Source organism: Nodularia spumigena CCY9414, assembly GCF_000340565.2.
Classification (GTDB): domain Bacteria; phylum Cyanobacteriota; class Cyanobacteriia; order Cyanobacteriales; family Nostocaceae; genus Nodularia; species Nodularia spumigena.
The window spans coordinates 833572-852336 of the sequence record NZ_CP007203.1 but is presented as its reverse complement, the minus strand read 5'-3'; the positions used below and the strand labels follow the sequence as shown (position 1 = coordinate 852336).

Sequence of the window (18765 nt, the reverse complement as noted above, 5' to 3'; positions counted from 1 at the left end):
AAAACTACAATTTTATGAGATTAAATGCAAAGACTGATATTACCAAAGATAGCAAATTAGGTATTAAACCAACGAAGCTGAAGTCACCTCAAGGCATCAGCTTTTCGTTTAAATATTATCAAGATGGACATACAAAATTTTTGTGTACCGAAAAAGAGGTAATTTATTGGCTGACCCTACTTGATCCGTTAAAAGCTTTATCTAGCTTGACCGAAAAACGAGACGCAAGCCCCTGACTTTAGGCATGGGGAGAAGGCGGTAAGAACTTTTAAGTTCCGTCAAACGATTGCGTGGCTTTAGCCACAGTGTTAAAATAGATTAGCGAGAAAACAAGTAGGAATAACCTTCAGCGCCTTGAAATATCCTAGTACGGAGCAATCCCGGCAACGGACATATCCGACTCGATTCGGAATAGTTAAAGGGCAAATAAGGGCAGGATATGGAGCGTTCATCTTTAAAATATGAAGGACTCAGAAAGTATGCGCGAATGAGAGCAAAAGCTCTTTGAGTGAGTAGAGGGATACTTGAATGTCCCGTTGTCGCCTTTTTCAGGTGGGCAAGAATCCCCTGGCTTTAGACGTGGGGAGGTTCAAGGCTCAAGATTTGTTAATAAATCGTAGTAGTAGCCTCAGATGTCATCCTATAAAATGGGAAGATACCAGCGAAAGCGGATTTGGTTTGCCCAACGAAGAACAATTGGTTGATACTCCTTATCAATTTTCCCTCTCCTCAAATAAACATGGTAGGATTCATGGGTTTTTTATTGACGAGATTTTTTATATTGTTTGGCTAGATCCAGATCATCTACTTTACCCTGCAAAAAACTAAGGAATCATCGCCACCTTAATCACTTTACGCGCCTTCATATCACAGAATACCTGTTCTAAATCCTCTAGCGATCGCTGTTCACTAATCAGTAACTCAAAAGGTATTTTAACACTACGGATATCTGGGGGGACCAGAAGCCCACCCCACAATATTTATGCTGATGCACAAAGTTAGCTGTCTGCTATATAAAACCTAGACAAAACTAGACTTTACTTTCTACTTCAACGGGAGCATGGGAGCAGTTATCCCTCATCTCCTCACTGTCCTTTGATGGGCGCTCCATCGGAAAACAGATAGCGTTTTGTTTCTTGATTTTCAATGATAACACTATCACCACTGGGTATAATCTTCCATAAAGCACGGTTGTAATAATTGGCATCAGCACCAACGACTTTAGGACTTTCAAAGCCGCTTGATGCTAGCCAGCCACCTTCATCTCCTCGCTGTCCTTTGATGGGCGCTCCATCGGAAAACAGATAGCGTTTTGTTTCTTGATTTTCAATGATAACACTATCACCACTGGGTATAATCTTCCATAAAGCACGGTTGTAATAATTGGCATCAGCACCAACAACTTTAGGACTTTCAAAGCCGCTTGATGCTAGCCAGCCACCTTCATCTCCTCGCTGTCCTTGGATGGGCGCTCCATCGGAAAACAGATCGCGTTTTGTCTCTTGATTTTCAATGATAACTGTTTTGTTTACTAGCTCATTGATATTTGCATCTGTGCTTTGTGGTATCACATTTTCCGCAACGCTGTCCACGGCTGATGTCTTTTGGTTAGCAGTGGCTGTTTTCGTGAAATTGCCTTTGCTGTCATAGGCTAAACCCGATACCAAATTTCCTTGAGCATCTAATAGTCTGGCCTCATCTCCTGAATCTTTCCACAGAGATACGCCGCTACCGTAACTAAAGCCGCCTGACTCTGGATGCACCTCATTGGTATAAACCCGCACGCTCTGACCTGGAGCTAATATTGTTCCTTGGGGAAAAGTGAACGCTTTATTTCGTCCTACCCCTGAAACAATTTGCCAACCAGATACATCGGCGGGTGTCTTTTCCTGATTGCTAATTTCAACATATTCGTCAGATTGAGTTCTCTTGACCTCAGCCTTGTAGACAATATTGGTAATCTCTACCTGTGGAGTAGCAACCACATTACCACCTAGAGTTGCTGCTGTTTCTTTGGCTGGATTGATAGGTAATTCTTCTTGCATAAATCCTTTTACTTATAATTGAAAGGAGAGTTAGCTCACCCCGTAGTTTTAGGGTGCTTTATCGCAGTATTTTGCAATTACAACCATACAGATAAACACGCCTAATTTCAGCACTTATACATATAAATTTAATATTTATAGGCGTTTTATGTGATTAAAAATCCAATTAGTTGCTCCCTGGTGTCATCGACGCTATACCTACGCCTAGTTATGGTATCCAGGTGATTTTTTGGGAAATTGGTGAGGTTACGAATGTTTTTCAGATTGCGGTACGTTAAAAGTCAATTTTGGCTCAACTGAAACCTAAAATTTAATCTCCGCGCCTGGTGCGCTTGGTGCGTGAGGAATCATCGCCACCTTAATCACTTTACGCGCCTTCATATCACAAAAAACCTGTTCTAAATCCTGAAGCGATCGCACTTCACTAATCAATAACTCAAAAGGTATTTTACCACTAGCTATCAGCGCCAAGGCTGCCCTGACATATTTCGGTGTATTGTGAAACACACCTTTCAAAGTCAGTTCACTATAATGTAACTGCTCCGTATTCACAGTAATCGTCGTATCACGTGGACAACCACCGAATAAATTCACAGTAGCACCAGGACGAGCGCAAGCGATCGCAGTTTCCCAAACACTAGGTACACCAGTCGCCTCAATCACCACATCAGCACCCCAACCCTGAGTTAATTCTTTCACCACACCGGGAATATCTGGGATTTGATGATAATTAAAAATCTTCGCAGCACCAAGTTTTTCTCCAATTTCCAGCCTGTGGTCATTACCTCCCCACAGCATAACTTCAGTTGTATCAGCTAAAACAGCCACAAACATCAACCCAATCGCCCCATCACCCAAGATAACTACCCTGTCTTGGGGTTTAATGTTAGAACGAGCGATACCATGTAAAACACAAGCTAAAGGTTCCGTCATTGATGCTAACTGAAACGGCAAATCATCGGGAACCCTTAACATATTATGCTGCACTATTGCCGACGGAATTTTCAGATATTCCGCAAAAGTACCATTATTCCAGGTAATATGGGGACACAAAGAATATTCTTGGCGTTGACAAAAGAAGCATTTCATGCACGGGGCAGAATTATTCGCCACAATGCGATCGCCTATTTGCCAATCTGTCACCCCAGCACCCACAGCCACAATATGCCCAGCCGCCTCATGACCAAACAGCGTCGGTAGTTTCAGCATCTTCGCATGACCACCACGCCGCCACACCTTCAAATCTGTGCCGCAAGTTGTCGCCGCACCCACTTGAATCACGACCTCACCAACACCCGGAGTAGGTTCAGCAACCTGCTCTAAGCGTAAATCTTCTTTACCGTAAAGTAACGCTGCTAACACAGCTTTTAACCTAATTCATGAGCTTCACCCGATTTTATCAGATTGCCGAAATAGGGAAGAAAAATTCTCTCTCATCTCCCCAATCTCTTGTACAGCAAGACGTAAATAGCACAACCCTACGGGTTCACCATCTTGAATCAAGTTTTTGATTTTTGACTTTTGACTTTTGACTTCCGCCTTCAAGGCGGTACTACTCCCTTAATGTTGTCTGAGGAAGCACCGCCGTATTCTGAGTTTCCCCACGAGGATTAGGCATACGAATCACAGTCAACAGAGGTACTTCTTGCCTACAAGACTGACAAAACCAATACAATTCACTATGACGCGCATGACGCAGGAGGAAACCACCGCAGCATGGACAGGTATTAACTTTCATATTCATACCAATATGCCCCTAAAACAAAGTTGTTGTGGAAAATCTTGAAAAAAACTTGTTAATTAAAGTCTGACTCTAGCCGCATCTAAAATAACTATTTAAATGAATGCGGCTCTTGATAATTTGTTGGTAAACTGCTTCATAGTCATTAACCATGTGGTTAACACTAAATTTGTTTTCTATATGTTTTCGACAGGCTTGACGATTGAGTGCTAACGCCGCCGGAATCATTGTCGCCATTTCTGCATAGTTTTGGCAGATAAAACCTGTTTCACCGTGAACAATCACCTCCTGTACAGAACCTAAATTCATGGCGATCACTGGTGTTCCAGTCGCCATTGATTCAATCATCACCAAGCCAAAAGGTTCTTGCCAATTAATCGGAAACAGAGTTATGGTAGCATTTCCCAGAAGTTCAGCTTTTTCGGCGTGGTTGATTTCGCCCAAATATTCAATTTGCTGACCATCAATATGGGGGACAATCTCTTGTTCAAAAAACTGAGCATCATCAACATCAACTTTTCCGGCCATTTTCAAGCGCCAACCAGTCTGCTTTGCAATGGCGATCGCTTGATGTGGCCCCTTCTCTGGAGAAAAGCGACCTAAAAATGCTAAATATTGCGGTTCTTGCGGTTCGGCTATAAATGGATAATCACTCGTTTCTATGCCGTTATAAACCGTAGCCACATAGTTTAATTTGATTTGACGTTGCGCCTCGCTAATGCTGACATAAGGTTGCTGGTGGTGGTAGCGAAATACTTTTTGGTTATCCGGGGTAAAATTGTTATGCAGAGTATGGACTGTAGGAGTTGAGACCAAACTTGCTAAAGGTAATGCCCTCATCCCTACATGAGAATGAATAATATCGAATTCCGCCGCTTGTTGGTAAACTTGGCTAAGTTCTATAATTTCATACCCCGCATAATCTCCGACATTTTTGTCTAAGCGCAATGCAAGGGGAGAAACTGCTTTTAAATCAGCCAAGGTTTGAGAGTCACCAGAAGCAAATAAAGTAACTTCATGACCACGACGAACTAATTCATCGGTCAAGTGACTCACTACCAGTTCAATTCCTCCATAACTGGGAGGTGGAACTCGTTCCCATAAAGGGGCGACTTGAGCGATCTTCATAAAGTTGTTTCGGTTCAGCCGGGAAAATATTCCTCAAAGCAAGTCATATTCTCATATTTCAAAACAGAGGATTTATACTTACTTTGTTGCGATTTAAATTAACCTGATTTACTCTTTAGAGGGCAATTTTGGTTAACCGTACCTTCAACCACCACCAATACATTTTAAAACATTAATAATAGCTACTCAGCAGCTACACTTTTAAAATATAGCTTAGGTTCTAGCAGTTTCATCTACCTTGGGGATCATGCTATTCTGAGGATTTTTTGTAGCTAAACTGACAAAAAAATAGATTTTGTAGCTGAGAATACTAAAAATATGAAATAGTAGTAATTTTTCTTAACGCTAAGTTAACCAAAATGGGTATATTAAGTGAATGCTCATGAATGCTCAACACATAACTAATTAAAAATTAATATTTATTTTCAATACTGACAACTAACAAATGAAAATTGCCACTTGGAATGTTAACTCAATTCGGACTCGCCTAGAACAGGTGATATTTTGGTTAAGCGAAAATCCCATTGATGTTCTCTGCTTGCAAGAAACAAAAGTTGTAGATGCGGACTTTCCGCGATCGCCCTTTGAAGAATTGGGCTATCATGTTTATTTTTCTGGACAAAAAGCTTATAACGGCGTAGCCTTAATTAGTCGCCAACCACTAACCGATGTCAGCCCTGGTTTCACCCCCATTTTACCCAATATCGATCCACTCTGGGATGAGCAAAAGCGCGTGATTACAGGCGTAATTGACGGCATTCGCATTGTAAATTTATATGTCCCTAACGGTTCCGCAGTGGGAAGCGAGAAATATGAATTCAAGCTGCGCTGGCTAACAGTTCTACGGGAGTATTTGCAAACCCTTTTACTTTCACAACCTGGAATTTGTATGTGTGGTGACTTCAACATCGCTCTAGCAGCCGAAGACATTCACGAAAACGCAAATCCAGACAATCATATAATGTCATCGGAACCAGAACGCCAAGGCTTACGAGATGTTCTAGAACTGGGATTTGCTGATGCCTTTCGCAAATTTACCACAGAAGGCGGACACTACAGTTGGTGGGACTATCGCGCCGCCGGCTTTAGACGCAATCGGGGTTGGAGAATTGACCATCATTATCTCACCCCCACGCTGTACGAAAGCGCTAAAAGCTGCATAATTGACATTACCCCCAGAAAATTGCCCCAACCCAGCGACCATACCCCAGTAATCGTCGAATTTTAGATTAGTCTGTAGATGGAATTCATCACCGAAAATCCTTATGTTTCTGGTAACTGGAGCAACGGGAGCAATTGGTCGCCGAGTCGTGCGACTTCTACGCCTACAAGAAAAGTCCGTGAGGGGATTTGTTCGCCTCACTTCACGTTATAACGAGTTAGAACACCGAGGAGCAGAAATCTTCATCGGTGATTTGCGACGAGACAAAGATATTGCAAAAGCTTGTCGCGGTGTCGATTATATTATTAGCGCCCACAGTTCTGATGGTGACTCCTTATCTCTGGATTATCGCGCCAATATTGAACTGATCGATCAGGCTAGAGCTAATGGAATCAAGCATTTTGTGTTTATTTCTGTACTGGGAGCCGAACGGGGCTATGAAGATGCTCCCGTATTCAAAGCCAAACGAGCAGTAGAACAATATCTAGAAGCTAGTGGCTTGAATTACACAATTTTACGCCCATCTGGATTAGCATCAAACTTACTGCCATTAGCAGAACGGTTTCGCGAAACAGGTTTGTATTTGCTGATTGGTGATCCTAAAAATCGGACTTCGGTTGTCAGTACAGATGATTTAGCCAGGATAATAGTGGATTCAGTCACCGTTGAAGGCGCACGCAACCAAATATTACCAGTCGGAGGACCGGAGATTTTATTGCGTGAGGATATTCCCCAAATTTTCAGTCGCATCTTCAACAAAGAACCAGTAGTTATTAATTCCCCTTTGTTTGTTGTGGATGGGTTACGCAGTGCATTTGGTTTATTTAACCCCCAAGCACAAACAGCTTTGGGAACCTATCGCACATTACTGTCCAATGAATTTTTCTGTAGAAAAGAGGAAATAGCCAATCTAGAAAAGATTTTCAATTTTCACTTGGAAACTTTAGAAAATTTTCTGCGGCGCTATCTTGCGGTTTGAATTCTGGGGAGTAGGGAGTAGGGAGTAGGGGGATTGAATAGGCAGGGGAGCAGGGAGCAGGGAGCAGGGGTGAGTTGGAAATTACTTTACACGGACGACTGCTTACAGCAGTTTTTATGTATTTAGACCACACTCTTAATTCCTCTGGTGCGCCTTTGCGCCTCTGCGTGTTAGCGTAGCGGGGCGTAGCCCGACATAAAAATGTGGTTCATTTAGCTGAAAATCGCCCCCTCAACCTATTCTCTTCTCCCCAATCCCCAGTCCCCCAATCCCCATTCCCCACTCCCCATTCCCCAGTCCCCAATAATCTAAAATTTTATGAAATATTCCTTACTTGCAAATGCTGCTCAAGCGCGACAAACGAAAGAACAATTTGCCAAACCAGAAGACCAATTGTCTTATGAAGTGGGTAAGGCTGTACAGGAATTACCACCGCTATATACCAGAGTTTTAGCAGGAACACTGAGCTTAGTGGTATTTGGGGCGATCGCCTGGGCAAATTTCTCTCAAATCGATGAAGTAGCGATCGCACCTGGGGAATTAATCGCCTCAACAAAGGTACGACCAGTGACATCCTTGAATGGTGGCTCTATTTTAAAAGTGAATGTAGAAGAAGGCGATCATGTCACTAAAGATCAAGTTTTAATTCAACGGGACACAAATTTAAAACAAACAGACGTTACCCGTCTCGCCCAATCTGCGAAATTAATCAGCGAAGACTTAGGACGTTTACAAGCAGAACGCATTGGAACCACAACGACTGGGACAAAACTACAAAATGAACTTTTAGAATCGCGCCTCGCAGATTACCAAGCCCGTCAAGCTGTCACCGAAGCCGAAGCAAATCGCCAACTAGCAATTATTGCACAGGTAAAACAACGCCAGAAACGGTTGCAAGAAAACCTCGTAAATGCTCAAAGCAGCTTTGAAAATGCCCAAGCTAATGTAGTCAACGCCGAAAAAGTCGTTGTCGGAGTCGAAAAAAATGTGGCGATCGCCCAACAAAGAGAAGAAAATCTACGTACCCTAATTGCTCCTGGTGCATTACCTAGAATAGATTACCTAGAAGCCCAAGAAAGATTAAATCGCGCCAACACAGAAATGACCAGAGCCAAAGATGAAGTCATAAACGCCCAGAATAGAGTCACAGAGACTCAAGACAGAATAGCATCCTTAAAAAGAGAAATTGCCGCCCAAGACCAAGAAATTCGCCAAGCAGAACAAGCCTATCAAGGAGTTCTCCAGCAAGCCCAGCGTTTAGCATCTGAGCGCCAAAGCGAAATATTAACCCAGATTAAACAGCGCCAAGAAGAACTTACCAATATTAACGGTCAACTCGAACAAGCCAGAAAACAGCAAGCCGGGGAAACCATTAAAGCCCCAGTCGCCGGGACAATTTACAAAATTCAAGCCACCCAAGGCCCTGTACAAGCCGGTGAAGAATTACTCTCAATTTTACCTGCGGGAGAAGAAATCCTATTAGAAGTGAAAGTCCTCAACCGCGACATTGGCTTTATTCGTCCAGGAATGAAAGCAAAGGTGAAAATGGCAACCTTTCCCTTTCAAGAATTTGGCACAATTGACGGTAAAGTTGTACAAATTAGTCCTAATGCCGTAGTCGATAAAGAATTGGGTTTAGTGTTTCCCACCAGAATACAGCTAAGTCAACACTCAGTGAATGTCCGGGGAGAAGAAGTAGAATTTACTCCCGGAATGTCAGCCAACGGTGAAATTGTCACCCGTCAAAAGTCAGTTTTAACTTTCATCATTGAGCCTGTAACTCGTAGATTTAGTGAAGCTTTTTCAGTCAGGTAGTTGAAGAAGCAGGGGTGCAGGGTGCAGGGTGCAGGGGGGATTTGGAGTTCCCCTGTCAAATTAGAAACCAGGGAAAAATCTTCTAAATTCTTCTATCTGCTGCTGTAATTGATTGAGAATTTTTTCGATATCTGTGATATCTGGGTTATTGTCGTCAACATTATCAGCATTGAAGATGTTATTCATGATGCTGCCCACAGTGTTGAGGGTGCTATGGTAATATCGGAATTGCTTCAGGTCTCCTAGATTCATTGATGAGCCTGTGCTGACAAATGAAGAGATTGAAGGTTGATGAGAAGTTATAATTTTTAATTCCCAGTTAATGGTAGTATCTGATGTACTATTGCCTACCATCTGTGCGATCGCCTGAGAAATTACCGGGCTGATCTGGAAGGAATTAGACGTTGCTATGGGTGTACTATTTCCCGCAGTTTCTATGATAATTTTCCGGATTTCGGCATCAGTTAAATTGGGATTAGCACCCAGCATTAAAGCAACTACACCAGCAACGTGGGGAGTAGCCATAGATGTGCCACTATATGTAGCGTACTGATTACCAGGAACTGATGAATAAATCCCAACCCCTGGAGCGGTGACATAGGGAAATGAATTCAGCCCTGCTCTGTTCGAGAAGTTAGCCATATTATTATTCTGATCAACTGCTCCCACTGCTAATCCCCAGTTACTGGCATAGCTAGCAGGATAGTTTGTAAATAAGTTACCATCATTACCTGCTGCCATCACCACCACAGTCCCTTGACTACTAGCGTATTTAATTGCAGCTTCCAGGGTGCTGTTCGGAAAATTTCCACCCAGACTGAGATTAATCACATTAGCGCCATTCTTCACAGCATAGTAAATACCATCGGCGACAGAATTACTGCTGCCTGCTCCCTTGTCATTCAGCACTTTAACTGGCATAATCTTGGCATCATAGGCAATACCCGTCACCCCAAAGCCATTATTCCCCCCAGCAATGGTTCCCGCTACGTGACTACCGTGACCATTAACGTCCATAACATTGTTACTATTGTCAGCAAAACTCCAACCTTGGGCATCATCAATATAGCCATTACCATCATCATCTATGCCATTACCAGGAATTTCTCCGGGATTAGTCCAAATATTATTCTTCAAATCTGCGTGGTTGTAGTCAACCCCAGTATCTAACACAGCAATCACCGCACCTTTCCCGGTGTATCCCTGCGCCCAAGCTGCTGGGGCTTTCACTAAATCTGCTCCCCAATTATTACCACCAAGATTAGGAACATCAGCAAAAGTATTTTCACCAGCAGCTCTAGCCACTGCGGCGGCGCTGTTAATTAAGCCATAGCCAGAAGTAAAATTATAGTTAGCAGTTCGGGCGGAAGTTGCAGCAATATCACTGGTTGGATAAAAGCTACTGCGACCACTGAAACTGAATCTCTGATCATTCTGGGTTGAAAATGTATCTACTGAGGAGATAGGGGTGAAGTTTAGCCCGTTATGAGGAAACAAATTGTGACTAATATCGTCAATGGGCATATATATTTTCTCCTCAAATAAAGTATTTTTTGGCAACACTAATTGTTAAAACCTGTCTCTAAGGTTTTAAAGTAAAAGGTGAGTTTACCCCTTTGCCAAAAATTACTATGAAATGAAATAGAAAAATGACACTTTTTTGACTAAAGAACATAGTTGAAAGTGTAATCTTTCTGAAAATTATTATTTTTCATGTATTTGAACCATATCTGTCTTAGGGGCGCAAGACCTTGCGATCCTACCACTTGGTATATTTACCTGAAAATAACTGTAAGCAACTTCCCAAAAATAAGTTATCCAAATACGTAATTTTCTTGTAGGGTGTGTTGTCGCAAAGCGCAACGCACCGTCAATACTTCAGCAGCGCTCAGTGTAAATAATTCAAGGTGCGTTAGCCTACGGCATAACACACCCTACGAATTTGGTGGTGCTGAAAAACGAAGACACGAAAAAGAATAAATTTGATGACTAAATATTTGCTTGCTGTCTTTGATATAATGACCAGTACAAACCTTTTTGTTGTAACAAATCTAAGTGTGTTCCGCGTTCAGCAATCACGCCTTTTTCTAAGACTAGAATTAAGTCAGCACGTTTGAGGGGAGCGAAACGGTGAGCAATGAGGAATACAGTTCGGTGAGCCGAAACTTTTTGTAAGTTTTGCAAAACTTGCTGTTCAGTTTCACTATCTAAGGCGCTGGTAGCTTCATCTAAGACTAAAATTGGCGCTTGGGAAAGAAATAATCTGGCTAAGGCTATGCGTTGTCTTTGTCCACCAGATAAAGCTGTTCCTCTTTCTCCCACGTTGGTTTCGTAACCGTAGGGTAATTCACTAATAAAGTCATGTGCTACAGCTAACCTAGCGGCTTCTACTACTTGTTCTGCACTAATATCGGGATTACCGAGGGTGATATTTTCTAAGACAGTACCGTTAAATAAAAAGTCTTCTTGGAGAACTACGCTAATTTGTTGGCGCAATGAGGCTAAATCGGCACTTTTAATATCAAATCCATCAATTAAAATCCGTCCTGATTCAATTTGATAGAGGCGTTGTAATAGCTTGGAAAGGGTACTTTTCCCAGAACCACTGCGGCCAACGATTCCCACAAATTGCCCTGGTTCTACGTTGAAGGAGATGCCTTTGAGGACTGGTTCAATGTGTGGTTGGTAGCGGAAAAAGATTTGCTCGAAGGTGACTTGACCTCTCAGGGGTGGTAAAACTAACCCTGTACCAATTTCTGCTTCTGGGGCGATGTTGAGAATATCACCAATTCGGTCTACTGAAAGTAGAACTTGTTGCAGATTTTGCCATAGTTGCACTAGACGCAATAGTGGTCCGGTAACTCTTCCCGATAGCATTTGAAAGGCGACAAGTTGCCCAATGGTTAAGTTTTGCTCGATGACTAATTTCGCACCAAACCAGAGGATAAGTAAGGAGGAAAAGTTGGTGAGAAAGTTACCAATATTACTGCTAATATTAGAAGTGGTGGATGCTTTAAATCCTGTACGCACAAAACGGGCAAATAATCCTTCCCAGCGATCGCGTGCTACTGGTTCGGCTGCATGGGCTTTAACTGAGTGTATCCCTGAAACTGTCTCTACCAGAAATGATTGACTGTCAGCACTGCGATTAAAGGTTTCGTTGAGCCATTTACGCAGAATTGGTGTAGCAATAATTGTCAAAGCTGCAAATAACGGTAATACAGCCAAAGCTACAAAGGTGAGTTGGACGTTGTAGTAAAACATCAATACCAGGTACACTACAGCAAAGATACTGTCTAAAATTACAGTTAATGCTGTACCTGTGAGAAACTGGCGGATTTGTTCTAGTTCTTGAACTCTGGCTATGGTGTCTCCTACGCGCCGGGATTCAAAGTAAGCTAAAGGCAAACGCATGAGATGGCGAAATAGTTGCGCCGATAAGCTTAAATCTAAACGCCGGGCGGTATGAGTGAAGATAAATAGCCGCAGAATACCTAGTATAGATTCAAATGAGGCAATCATTAAGAGGGCGATCGCCATCACATCCAAAGTGGGCAAACTCTGCTGCACCATCACTTTATCAATTACAACTTGGGTAATCAGTGGTGTCCCCAAACCCAGAAGCTGCAAAGTAAAAGATGCGAGTAATACTTCTCCTAACAGTTTCCGATACTTCCAAACTGCTGGAGTGAACCAACCCAGGTTAAATTGTTCTTGATTAGATACCAGTTCAACTTGCCATAGTCTACCATCCCAGGCAGACTCAACTTCTGACTGCGGTAAACTCTCACAAGCATAATCATCTTTGAGGGGATTAGCAATAATTAAGTTAGATCCTTTCATCCCATAGGCTACTACCCAGGAAGCCGGTGGAGATGAATCGGGTTGCCATTGTAGTATTGCTGGAAACGATAACTGCCGCAAGTCAGCCCAACTAACTTGCACCCTTCGCAACACCAACCCTAACTTTTCCCCCGCTTCCACCAGATTTTTCGGGCTTTGTCCCCTGAGTTGGCGTTGCACCCATTCTAATTTGACTGGATGTTCTAATTGTTGCGCCACCATTGTTAAGCAAGCAGCAGCAGTATTCCAACTATAAACGAAGGGATACCCCGATGTCACCGGAGTCGGGAATGGGATAAGTTGCTGAATGTCCCGGCTCTTCTGAATCTCCTCTGTCTCCTTATCACCCTTTGCAGCTAGCCAAAACTCTGCAATTTCGGGAGTGGAAAATTCTGACCACAGCGCTGTATTCCAACACACTACTACTACTTCTTTGCTAGCAGCTACGGCTTTACAATCCACAGTCAACTGATATAAGTCGCCAAACCAATCCCCGGCTTGTAGGGCTGCTAAAGGCTTTCCTTCTCCTTCTTCCCGCAAGCGGACTTTACCAGTAAAAATAAAAAACTGATAACCACCTGCTGCGGTTGACCAAATTTTTTCTCCCAGAGCATACTGACGAATTTCTGCCTGATTTTGCAGTTGGGATTGTTGCTCGTTTGTCAGCGAAGATAGGGGCGGTTGATTCCAAGGTATAGAAGCTAAGGCGTTGATTTGTAAAGATTGATTATTCAGAAGTTTTAGCTCATTTGTAGTTTGACTGTCAGCTTTTGAATTTTCTCCACTAGCCATTTCTCAAATAATTCATTTTGTAGTGCTTGTTTGAGTTGCATATCTTCTAAAGACGCGGGCAGAAATTGTTCTACTCGAAATAAGCCATAACGTCCTTCGATTTCTATAGGACCGACAACTTTTCCAGGATTAGCTATATCAATAACTGCTCTCAATTGATCTGGCATTGTGCCTCGGCTGACTGGCCCCATCATGCCGTTAACCATTCGATCCTCTGACAAGGAATATTCTTTTGCTAGTTGCTCAAAACTACCTCCTTCTTCAATTTGGGTTTGTAGTTCTTCAGCTATTTCTTGATTGTCAACAATAATCCGGGAAACTATCACCCGATCTAGAAAAATTTTGCGTTCAATAAAGTATTCTGAGATTTTTGGTTCGGCAATTAAAACTTTTAGTTTTTCTAATTTAAAGCTAAAGGCGATTGATTCGTAAAAGGTAGCGTAATCTGTGGCATTTTGCTGTAACCATTCTTGAAAAGTTTGGGGGTCGTTGAGTTGATTTTTGAGGCGGAAATCAATGATGGTTTGTTCTGTTAAAGCGGGGCTGATTTGTATGTCATCTCTGTTTTGTATTTCTTGTTCAATAACATACTGGCGGAGAATGTCGCCAATGAAATGCGCTAGTTTTCCAGAGGCTTGCAGATATTTTACTGCCTGATTTATAAAAATTGGCTGGTCATTTACTGTCAAAAATGATGAAGATTCCATGAATTAATCTGATAAGGAACAGCGAAAGTTTGATATATTACAAAATATATATTGGCAATTTTTCCAGCCAATCTGGTTCACAGCGAAATCATTAACTGCAATAAACACAGTGAACAGTGAACAGTGAACAACGTCTCTTGAGGTGATAACTGATTTTGCGCGGATTAAATTATTTATGATAGCGACAGATACTAAAATCCGAACGCTGATTAAAGGATTACGCGGATTAGATTAACGTGAGTTCGACAGATGGTAAAATCCGTGAAATCCCTTAATCCGTCTAATCCGCGTTCATACTTGTGTTTTTTTTCAAGAATTAGGCAGAGAATGCAGAAGTCGTAATTGTCCAGATTAAGGCGAGTAAGATGGCGGCGATCGCACCAATTAATGTGTTGAAAATATTTACTACTTCATTGGTAAGCCAGTCATATTTAGATTGCAATGTTGCACCAATTACACTTTCTAAATTAGTGGCGATAAATGCAGCCAATATGCACCAAGCTACTCCTAATAAATCTATCAAACCCACTGCCCAACCTACGCAGGCGATCGCAATCGAAGCCACCACACCTGCTATTGTTCCCTCTAAACTCACTGCTCCCTCTGTACCACGAGCTACAGGTTGCAGTGTCGTAATCAAAAAGGTACGTTTACCATAGGCTTTACCGACTTCGCTAGCAGTGGTATCAGAAAGCTTAGTACTAAAACTCGCCACATAGCCTAACAACAGTAACAACTGAGGATTAGGGATTAGAGACTGGGTACTGGGTATGAGTAATCCTGAATTGAGAATCCCTACTCCCAAAGCACACAAAGCCCCAGTCAGCGCCGAACCCCAAACATTTTCCGGGCCTCTAGCTCCAGAACGCTTTTCAGCTATTCCTGCTGCTTCTTTCTGTGCCATACCAATACGTGTTACACCAGAACCAACTAAAAAATAGAACCCTACCACGAGATATCCTTTCCAACCGAGAGTTACCCAAATGAGTACTCCTAGAAACCAAGCGTGAAATATTCCTGCTGGAGTCAGTAGCTGTTTGGGCGAAATCCATACTAAACCCAATAAAATGGTGTTCAATCCTATTGCTACCAACCAGGGATTTGCAGAGTCAATAAAAGATAACATCGGTAATAAATCATCAGTAGTTTTGCCAGAATATCAACAGAATAACCAATTTTAGAATTGAGATGTTGAATTCCTGCCACTACCTAATTCAAAAAATGCCCCGGTTCTATTCCTCTTACACGTCCAAAAGAGAAGAAACAGGGAAAACAACAAAAAACCTTTCCCTACTTTTACAGGTGCGATTCATCGGCTCTCTACCCCACTCCACGCAAACATCGTTATCAGGATATAAGTTTAAATTATCTAAAACTGTGTGCAAATTGACCGCACCAATTTTGGATGAACGGATTTTTTCGTTTTCAATCTCAAATACTCGCTGCGTTGCCTAAAATTATTTAAAACCGGAGTTTAACAATACCCATGAGCCAAACTTTATTTCATCTGGCTTTTCCCGTGACTGACATAGCCCAAACTAAAGCATATTATGTCGATGCCCTCGGCTGCATCCCTGGGCGTGAAAATCCTCAAGCGCTAATTCTGAACCTCTACGGACATCAATTAGTAGCCCACGTCACCAAAGAAACCCTATTACCGCAAAAAACTATATATCCCAGGCACTTTGGACTAATTTTTCTCCAGGAACATGACTGGGAGGACTTACTAGAAAAAGCACAACAGCAAAATCTAATTTTTCGGGAATCACCTAAAACTCGCTTTGTTGGTTCTCCCTTAGAACATCGCACTTTCTTTTTAGAAGATCCCTTTTACAACTTGATGGAATTTAAATATTACCGCCACCCAGAGGCGATTTTTGGCAGTTATCAGCATACCCAAATTGGTGACAGGGGTTAACTGGCTCGGCTAAAGCAGATGCGACTGCTGCCAAACTTCTGGAATCTGTTAACATCCAAGAGTGTAGTACAACTGGTACTACTACTTCTTTTCCCAGTGGCATTTGTGAACTATTTGCCGGAACTATCATCAAATCATAGGGTGTCCATATTGACGTAAAATTTAGCTGCCCTAACATCACAGCATCAGCATTTAAATCCTGGATAAATTGACTATTGCGGCGCATTTGCAAGCAGCCGTGACGTTGGGAAGCATAAGCCGTCACAGTTCCATGATGAGGTGAGGAAATAGTGATAAACCTCTGCACACGGTTAATTCCTCCTAGCCGTTGAACATAATAACGGCTGACAATTCCTCCCATGCTAAAGCCTACTAAATCGATTGGTTCTTCTGGCGCAAAGGTTTTGACGACATAATCAGCTATCTGCTGTGCCAAAATATCCAGCCCAACAGCACCATTATTAGGAACGAGATCCAAAGTATGCACAGACCAACCCAATTGTCTGAGATAACTGGCCATTTGATTAAAAACGGCTCCCGTGTCATCAATACCGTGTATTAATAATACGGAGTTGCGCTGTTGGTTTTTGGTGTTCATTTCCCAATGTTGCCTGCATTAACAAGTCTGTAGGAAATTTAACTGAGTATGGTTATGCCCTGCCAATCGGCTATGACACTTTTCCCACTGGTTGAACAATTCCATATCTTCGAGATGTCTTGGTTGAGTCACTGGCGTGGGGGGCTGGAATCGCACAACAATTCTATTGTCTAATTTTTTAAGGAAATCTGTGTAAGCTAAACCAAAAAATGTTAATTTTGATTAAGCATTATTTCATAATCTTGCTCTTAGCTACCATAAAATTTGATAATTAATTCTTGATATCTACGAGTTGCGAGTGCTTGCACTAAAGAGTTAAGACTATTTGCTCTGTAGTTTTACTACAATGTTAATTAAGTAGATAATTATAAGGTTTGTCACCCTAATCGCATAGTTGGTGCAAAAAAATGTAATATATTACGGTTTTTTTGACACCACGTTCAAAGATATATATACACGACGGGAGAAATTTTCATGTTCGGTTTTATCAAAAAGTTAATCACGGGTATTCTCGGCTTCATCACTGGGTTGTTACCTGGCAAAAAAGGCAATGGCTACTACTTGGAGTTAGATGAACCTGCATCTGAGAAAGCACCTGCAACTACAGTTAATGGTACAAAAGCTGCGGCTTCAGTAGCAGTAGCTTCGCCAGCAGACGCGCCTGCGGCTAAGAGCAATGCACCCACTGCAAAAAAAGCGGACAAGGTAGAGCCATCAAAAAATGGCAAAGCTCCTCAAGCTGAACCCGCTACAGTTCCAGCCGCAACATCTAATGGTACAAAAACAGTACCTGCTGAAACTACATTTGCACCCAAATATCTTGCTCCTTCAGGTTCTAGCTCTAGTCGTCGTCGTCCAGGTGCGAACATGAGTTCTTACCTAGATATGGCTAGTAAAATGAAAACTTCTAACTAAGTTAGGTTTGATTCACAAATACCAAGCCACTATATAAATGAAACGCTGGGTCCCAATTAGTCTTTTCCCTACGCAATAGGTGAATGTGAGACTCAATGTTGCCCAGCATTTCTGTTTGGTCTAATACGGTCTGTGCGAAGGATGTGAAATTTGACCAAGTTTTAACTTCTGGTATTTGTGATGAGATCCATTGCAGTAAACTGTTCCAATTAATTCTGGTTGTATTTTGGCTGGCTTGAGAAGTCATTTCTACGCCTTTCTGGAATTCATAACCATGATCATAAAATCGGAGAATGCAATTTCTACTAGGTAGGTGTAAATCACAAAACTCGGCATAGTCTTGGGTTTCGGTTTTGCGTTCTAATCTCCCACGCTTGTCAAGGTCTATAACTTGCTCAAACATGGGTAAACGTCCTACCACTTTGGCTGTGACTTCTGACCAGTCAAATGTGAGGGAACCAAGTTGATTTTCTTGGTTGCGGCAAACAATAGTAGGTTTTGGTTGTGATTCTGAAAAATATTTAAGCTGAAAAACTTGAATTTGCTCTACTGCGGCTATTGTTGTCCAGAAGCAAGGAATACTGGCTTGTTGTAGCTGTTGACCATAAAATTTGAGTTCTCCTATTTGTCCAGTACGATAGAATCTCCAGCCGCGACTCGGTAGCAATAGCCTGGCTGTGTAGGGGTCTAGTTGCATAATCTGAGCAAATTTTGGCGCTGCTATAGTTTTTAGTTCAGTTGCTAAAGGTTCTAATACTAATACTCCCAGTTCAGCATTACTGGGTTCAGATGTGGCTTTGGATATGGCGCGTTGTCTTTCTTCTTGCTCAATTTCTTGGAGTCGCTGCAAACCTTGGCGAGCTTGAGCGAGTATTTTGGTGTTGGTTGTACTCCGTAGCAGGTGTCGATAAATTTTATCTGCTTGCTGGTGCTTTCCAGATACTTGATGCAGTAGTCCTAGATAAAATTGCACCCAAGGATTTTCTGGTGTTTCTTTTAATAACTGTTTGAGTAGTTTGGTTGCTGTGTGATAATCTTTACGCTCAAAGGCGGTGGCAAGTTGCTCAATCATTGTATAATTCCTGATTCGTAATTCGTAATACTCGCCAAGGGCGAGAAGCA

17 protein-coding genes and 1 pseudogene are annotated in these 18765 nt (G+C 42.2%); 7 read left to right on the top strand and 11 right to left on the bottom strand.

Annotation, left to right across the window (positions count from 1 at the left end):
* Positions 1 to 14 precede the first annotated feature (14 nt).
* Positions 15 to 236: a hypothetical protein gene (locus NSP_RS03850; RefSeq protein ID WP_017803811.1), complete on the top strand. Its 222-nt coding sequence runs from the start codon at positions 15 to 17 to the stop codon at positions 234 to 236.
* A gap of 292 nt (positions 237 to 528) precedes the next feature.
* Positions 529 to 828, top strand: coding sequence for a hypothetical protein (locus tag NSP_RS03845; protein WP_017803810.1), 300 nt, complete (start codon positions 529 to 531; stop codon positions 826 to 828).
* Here the strand turns inward: NSP_RS03845 and NSP_RS25030 are convergent.
* From NSP_RS25030 to NSP_RS03830, 5 genes and pseudogenes are all read right to left on the bottom strand, one after another.
* Positions 825 to 947: pseudogene (locus tag NSP_RS25030) on the bottom strand (dehydrogenase); the annotation flags it as partial. The gene NSP_RS03845 and the pseudogene NSP_RS25030 sit on opposite strands and share 4 nt — an antisense overlap.
* Positions 948 to 1085: 138 nt before the next feature.
* Positions 1086 to 2045, bottom strand: a complete 960-nt coding sequence (locus NSP_RS23875; RefSeq protein ID WP_017803808.1) for a lamin tail domain-containing protein — start codon at positions 2043 to 2045, stop codon at positions 1086 to 1088.
* A 303-nt stretch (positions 2046 to 2348) separates the two neighbouring features.
* Positions 2349 to 3407 carry a zinc-dependent alcohol dehydrogenase gene (locus tag NSP_RS03835; RefSeq protein ID WP_006198679.1) on the bottom strand — a complete coding sequence of 353 codons (1059 nt, stop codon included), beginning with the start codon at positions 3405 to 3407 and terminating at the stop codon, positions 2349 to 2351.
* Positions 3408 to 3597: 190 nt separating this feature from the next.
* Complete coding sequence (locus tag NSP_RS23870; protein ID WP_006198678.1) at positions 3598 to 3789, bottom strand: hypothetical protein; 192 nt, start codon at positions 3787 to 3789, stop codon at positions 3598 to 3600.
* A gap of 69 nt (positions 3790 to 3858) precedes the next feature.
* Positions 3859 to 4914, bottom strand: coding sequence for a glycosyltransferase family 4 protein (locus NSP_RS03830; RefSeq protein ID WP_006198677.1), 1056 nt, complete (start codon positions 4912 to 4914; stop codon positions 3859 to 3861).
* Positions 4915 to 5359: 445 nt separating this feature from the next.
* Here NSP_RS03830 and xth point away from each other — a divergent pair, with 445 nt between their 5' ends.
* From xth to NSP_RS03815, 3 genes are all read left to right on the top strand, one after another.
* Positions 5360 to 6142: an exodeoxyribonuclease III gene (gene xth, locus NSP_RS03825; RefSeq protein WP_006198676.1), complete on the top strand. Its 783-nt coding sequence runs from the start codon at positions 5360 to 5362 to the stop codon at positions 6140 to 6142.
* A 37-nt stretch (positions 6143 to 6179) separates the two neighbouring features.
* A complete protein-coding gene (locus tag NSP_RS03820; protein WP_006198675.1) occupies positions 6180 to 7055 on the top strand; it encodes an SDR family oxidoreductase in 876 nt (291 codons plus the stop codon).
* Positions 7056 to 7373: 318 nt separating this feature from the next.
* On the top strand, positions 7374 to 8870 hold the full coding sequence (locus tag NSP_RS03815) for a beta-barrel domain-containing protein (protein ID WP_006198674.1): 1497 nt from the start codon (positions 7374 to 7376) through the stop codon (positions 8868 to 8870).
* Positions 8871 to 8930: 60 nt separating this feature from the next.
* Here the strand turns inward: NSP_RS03815 and NSP_RS03810 are convergent, their stop codons facing one another.
* From NSP_RS03810 to NSP_RS03795, 4 genes are all read right to left on the bottom strand, one after another.
* A complete protein-coding gene (locus tag NSP_RS03810) occupies positions 8931 to 10394 on the bottom strand; it encodes a S8 family peptidase (protein WP_006198673.1) in 1464 nt (487 codons plus the stop codon).
* 465 nt (positions 10395 to 10859) lie between these two features.
* Positions 10860 to 13505, bottom strand: coding sequence for a peptidase domain-containing ABC transporter (locus NSP_RS03805; RefSeq protein WP_006198672.1), 2646 nt, complete (start codon positions 13503 to 13505; stop codon positions 10860 to 10862).
* A complete protein-coding gene (locus NSP_RS03800; RefSeq protein ID WP_006198671.1) occupies positions 13454 to 14212 on the bottom strand; it encodes a peptidylprolyl isomerase in 759 nt (252 codons plus the stop codon). The genes NSP_RS03805 and NSP_RS03800 overlap by 52 nt, the downstream gene beginning before the upstream one ends.
* A gap of 316 nt (positions 14213 to 14528) precedes the next feature.
* Positions 14529 to 15338, bottom strand: a complete 810-nt coding sequence (locus NSP_RS03795; protein WP_006198670.1) for a TIGR00297 family protein — start codon at positions 15336 to 15338, stop codon at positions 14529 to 14531.
* Positions 15339 to 15698: 360 nt separating this feature from the next.
* Between NSP_RS03795 and NSP_RS23865 the strand changes: the two genes are divergently transcribed.
* Entirely contained in the window at positions 15699 to 16130 is a 432-nt protein-coding gene (locus NSP_RS23865; RefSeq protein WP_006198669.1) for a VOC family protein, read from the top strand.
* Here the strand turns inward: NSP_RS23865 and NSP_RS03790 are convergent.
* Positions 16060 to 16728 carry an esterase/lipase family protein gene (locus NSP_RS03790; RefSeq protein WP_006198668.1) on the bottom strand — a complete coding sequence of 223 codons (669 nt, stop codon included), beginning with the start codon at positions 16726 to 16728 and terminating at the stop codon, positions 16060 to 16062. The two genes, NSP_RS23865 and NSP_RS03790, sit on opposite strands and share 71 nt — an antisense overlap.
* A gap of 474 nt (positions 16729 to 17202) precedes the next feature.
* On the opposite strand from NSP_RS03790, the gene NSP_RS03785 reads away from it, so the two are divergent.
* Positions 17203 to 17643, top strand: a complete 441-nt coding sequence (locus NSP_RS03785) for a RodZ family helix-turn-helix domain-containing protein (protein WP_017803806.1) — start codon at positions 17203 to 17205, stop codon at positions 17641 to 17643.
* Position 17644: 1 nt separating this feature from the next.
* On the opposite strand, the gene NSP_RS03780 is transcribed toward NSP_RS03785, so the two are convergent.
* Positions 17645 to 18715 carry a tetratricopeptide repeat protein gene (locus NSP_RS03780; RefSeq protein WP_006195678.1) on the bottom strand — a complete coding sequence of 357 codons (1071 nt, stop codon included), beginning with the start codon at positions 18713 to 18715 and terminating at the stop codon, positions 17645 to 17647.
* Positions 18716 to 18765 lie beyond the last annotated feature (50 nt).

What these genes read in the sequence shown, in the direction of transcription:
- NSP_RS03790 (WP_006198668.1), bottom strand. Translation starts at nt 16,728, where the DNA reads ATGAACACCAAAAACCAACAGCGCAACTCCGTATTATTAATACACGGT.
- NSP_RS03795 (WP_006198670.1), bottom strand. Translation starts at nt 15,338, where the DNA reads ATGTTATCTTTTATTGACTCTGCAAATCCCTGGTTGGTAGCAATAGGA.
- NSP_RS23875 (WP_017803808.1), bottom strand. Translation starts at nt 2,045, where the DNA reads ATGCAAGAAGAATTACCTATCAATCCAGCCAAAGAAACAGCAGCAACT.
- NSP_RS03850 (WP_017803811.1), top strand. Translation starts at nt 15, where the DNA reads ATGAGATTAAATGCAAAGACTGATATTACCAAAGATAGCAAATTAGGT.
- xth (WP_006198676.1), top strand. Translation starts at nt 5,360, where the DNA reads ATGAAAATTGCCACTTGGAATGTTAACTCAATTCGGACTCGCCTAGAA.
- NSP_RS23870 (WP_006198678.1), bottom strand. Translation starts at nt 3,789, where the DNA reads ATGAATATGAAAGTTAATACCTGTCCATGCTGCGGTGGTTTCCTCCTG.
- NSP_RS23865 (WP_006198669.1), top strand. Translation starts at nt 15,699, where the DNA reads ATGAGCCAAACTTTATTTCATCTGGCTTTTCCCGTGACTGACATAGCC.
- NSP_RS03830 (WP_006198677.1), bottom strand. Translation starts at nt 4,914, where the DNA reads ATGAAGATCGCTCAAGTCGCCCCTTTATGGGAACGAGTTCCACCTCCC.
- NSP_RS03785 (WP_017803806.1), top strand. Translation starts at nt 17,203, where the DNA reads ATGTTCGGTTTTATCAAAAAGTTAATCACGGGTATTCTCGGCTTCATC.
- NSP_RS03815 (WP_006198674.1), top strand. Translation starts at nt 7,374, where the DNA reads ATGAAATATTCCTTACTTGCAAATGCTGCTCAAGCGCGACAAACGAAA.
- NSP_RS03780 (WP_006195678.1), bottom strand. Translation starts at nt 18,715, where the DNA reads ATGATTGAGCAACTTGCCACCGCCTTTGAGCGTAAAGATTATCACACA.
- NSP_RS03845 (WP_017803810.1), top strand. Translation starts at nt 529, where the DNA reads ATGTCCCGTTGTCGCCTTTTTCAGGTGGGCAAGAATCCCCTGGCTTTA.
- NSP_RS03805 (WP_006198672.1), bottom strand. Translation starts at nt 13,505, where the DNA reads ATGGCTAGTGGAGAAAATTCAAAAGCTGACAGTCAAACTACAAATGAG.
- NSP_RS03810 (WP_006198673.1), bottom strand. Translation starts at nt 10,394, where the DNA reads ATGCCCATTGACGATATTAGTCACAATTTGTTTCCTCATAACGGGCTA.
- NSP_RS03820 (WP_006198675.1), top strand. Translation starts at nt 6,180, where the DNA reads ATGTTTCTGGTAACTGGAGCAACGGGAGCAATTGGTCGCCGAGTCGTG.
- NSP_RS03800 (WP_006198671.1), bottom strand. Translation starts at nt 14,212, where the DNA reads ATGGAATCTTCATCATTTTTGACAGTAAATGACCAGCCAATTTTTATA.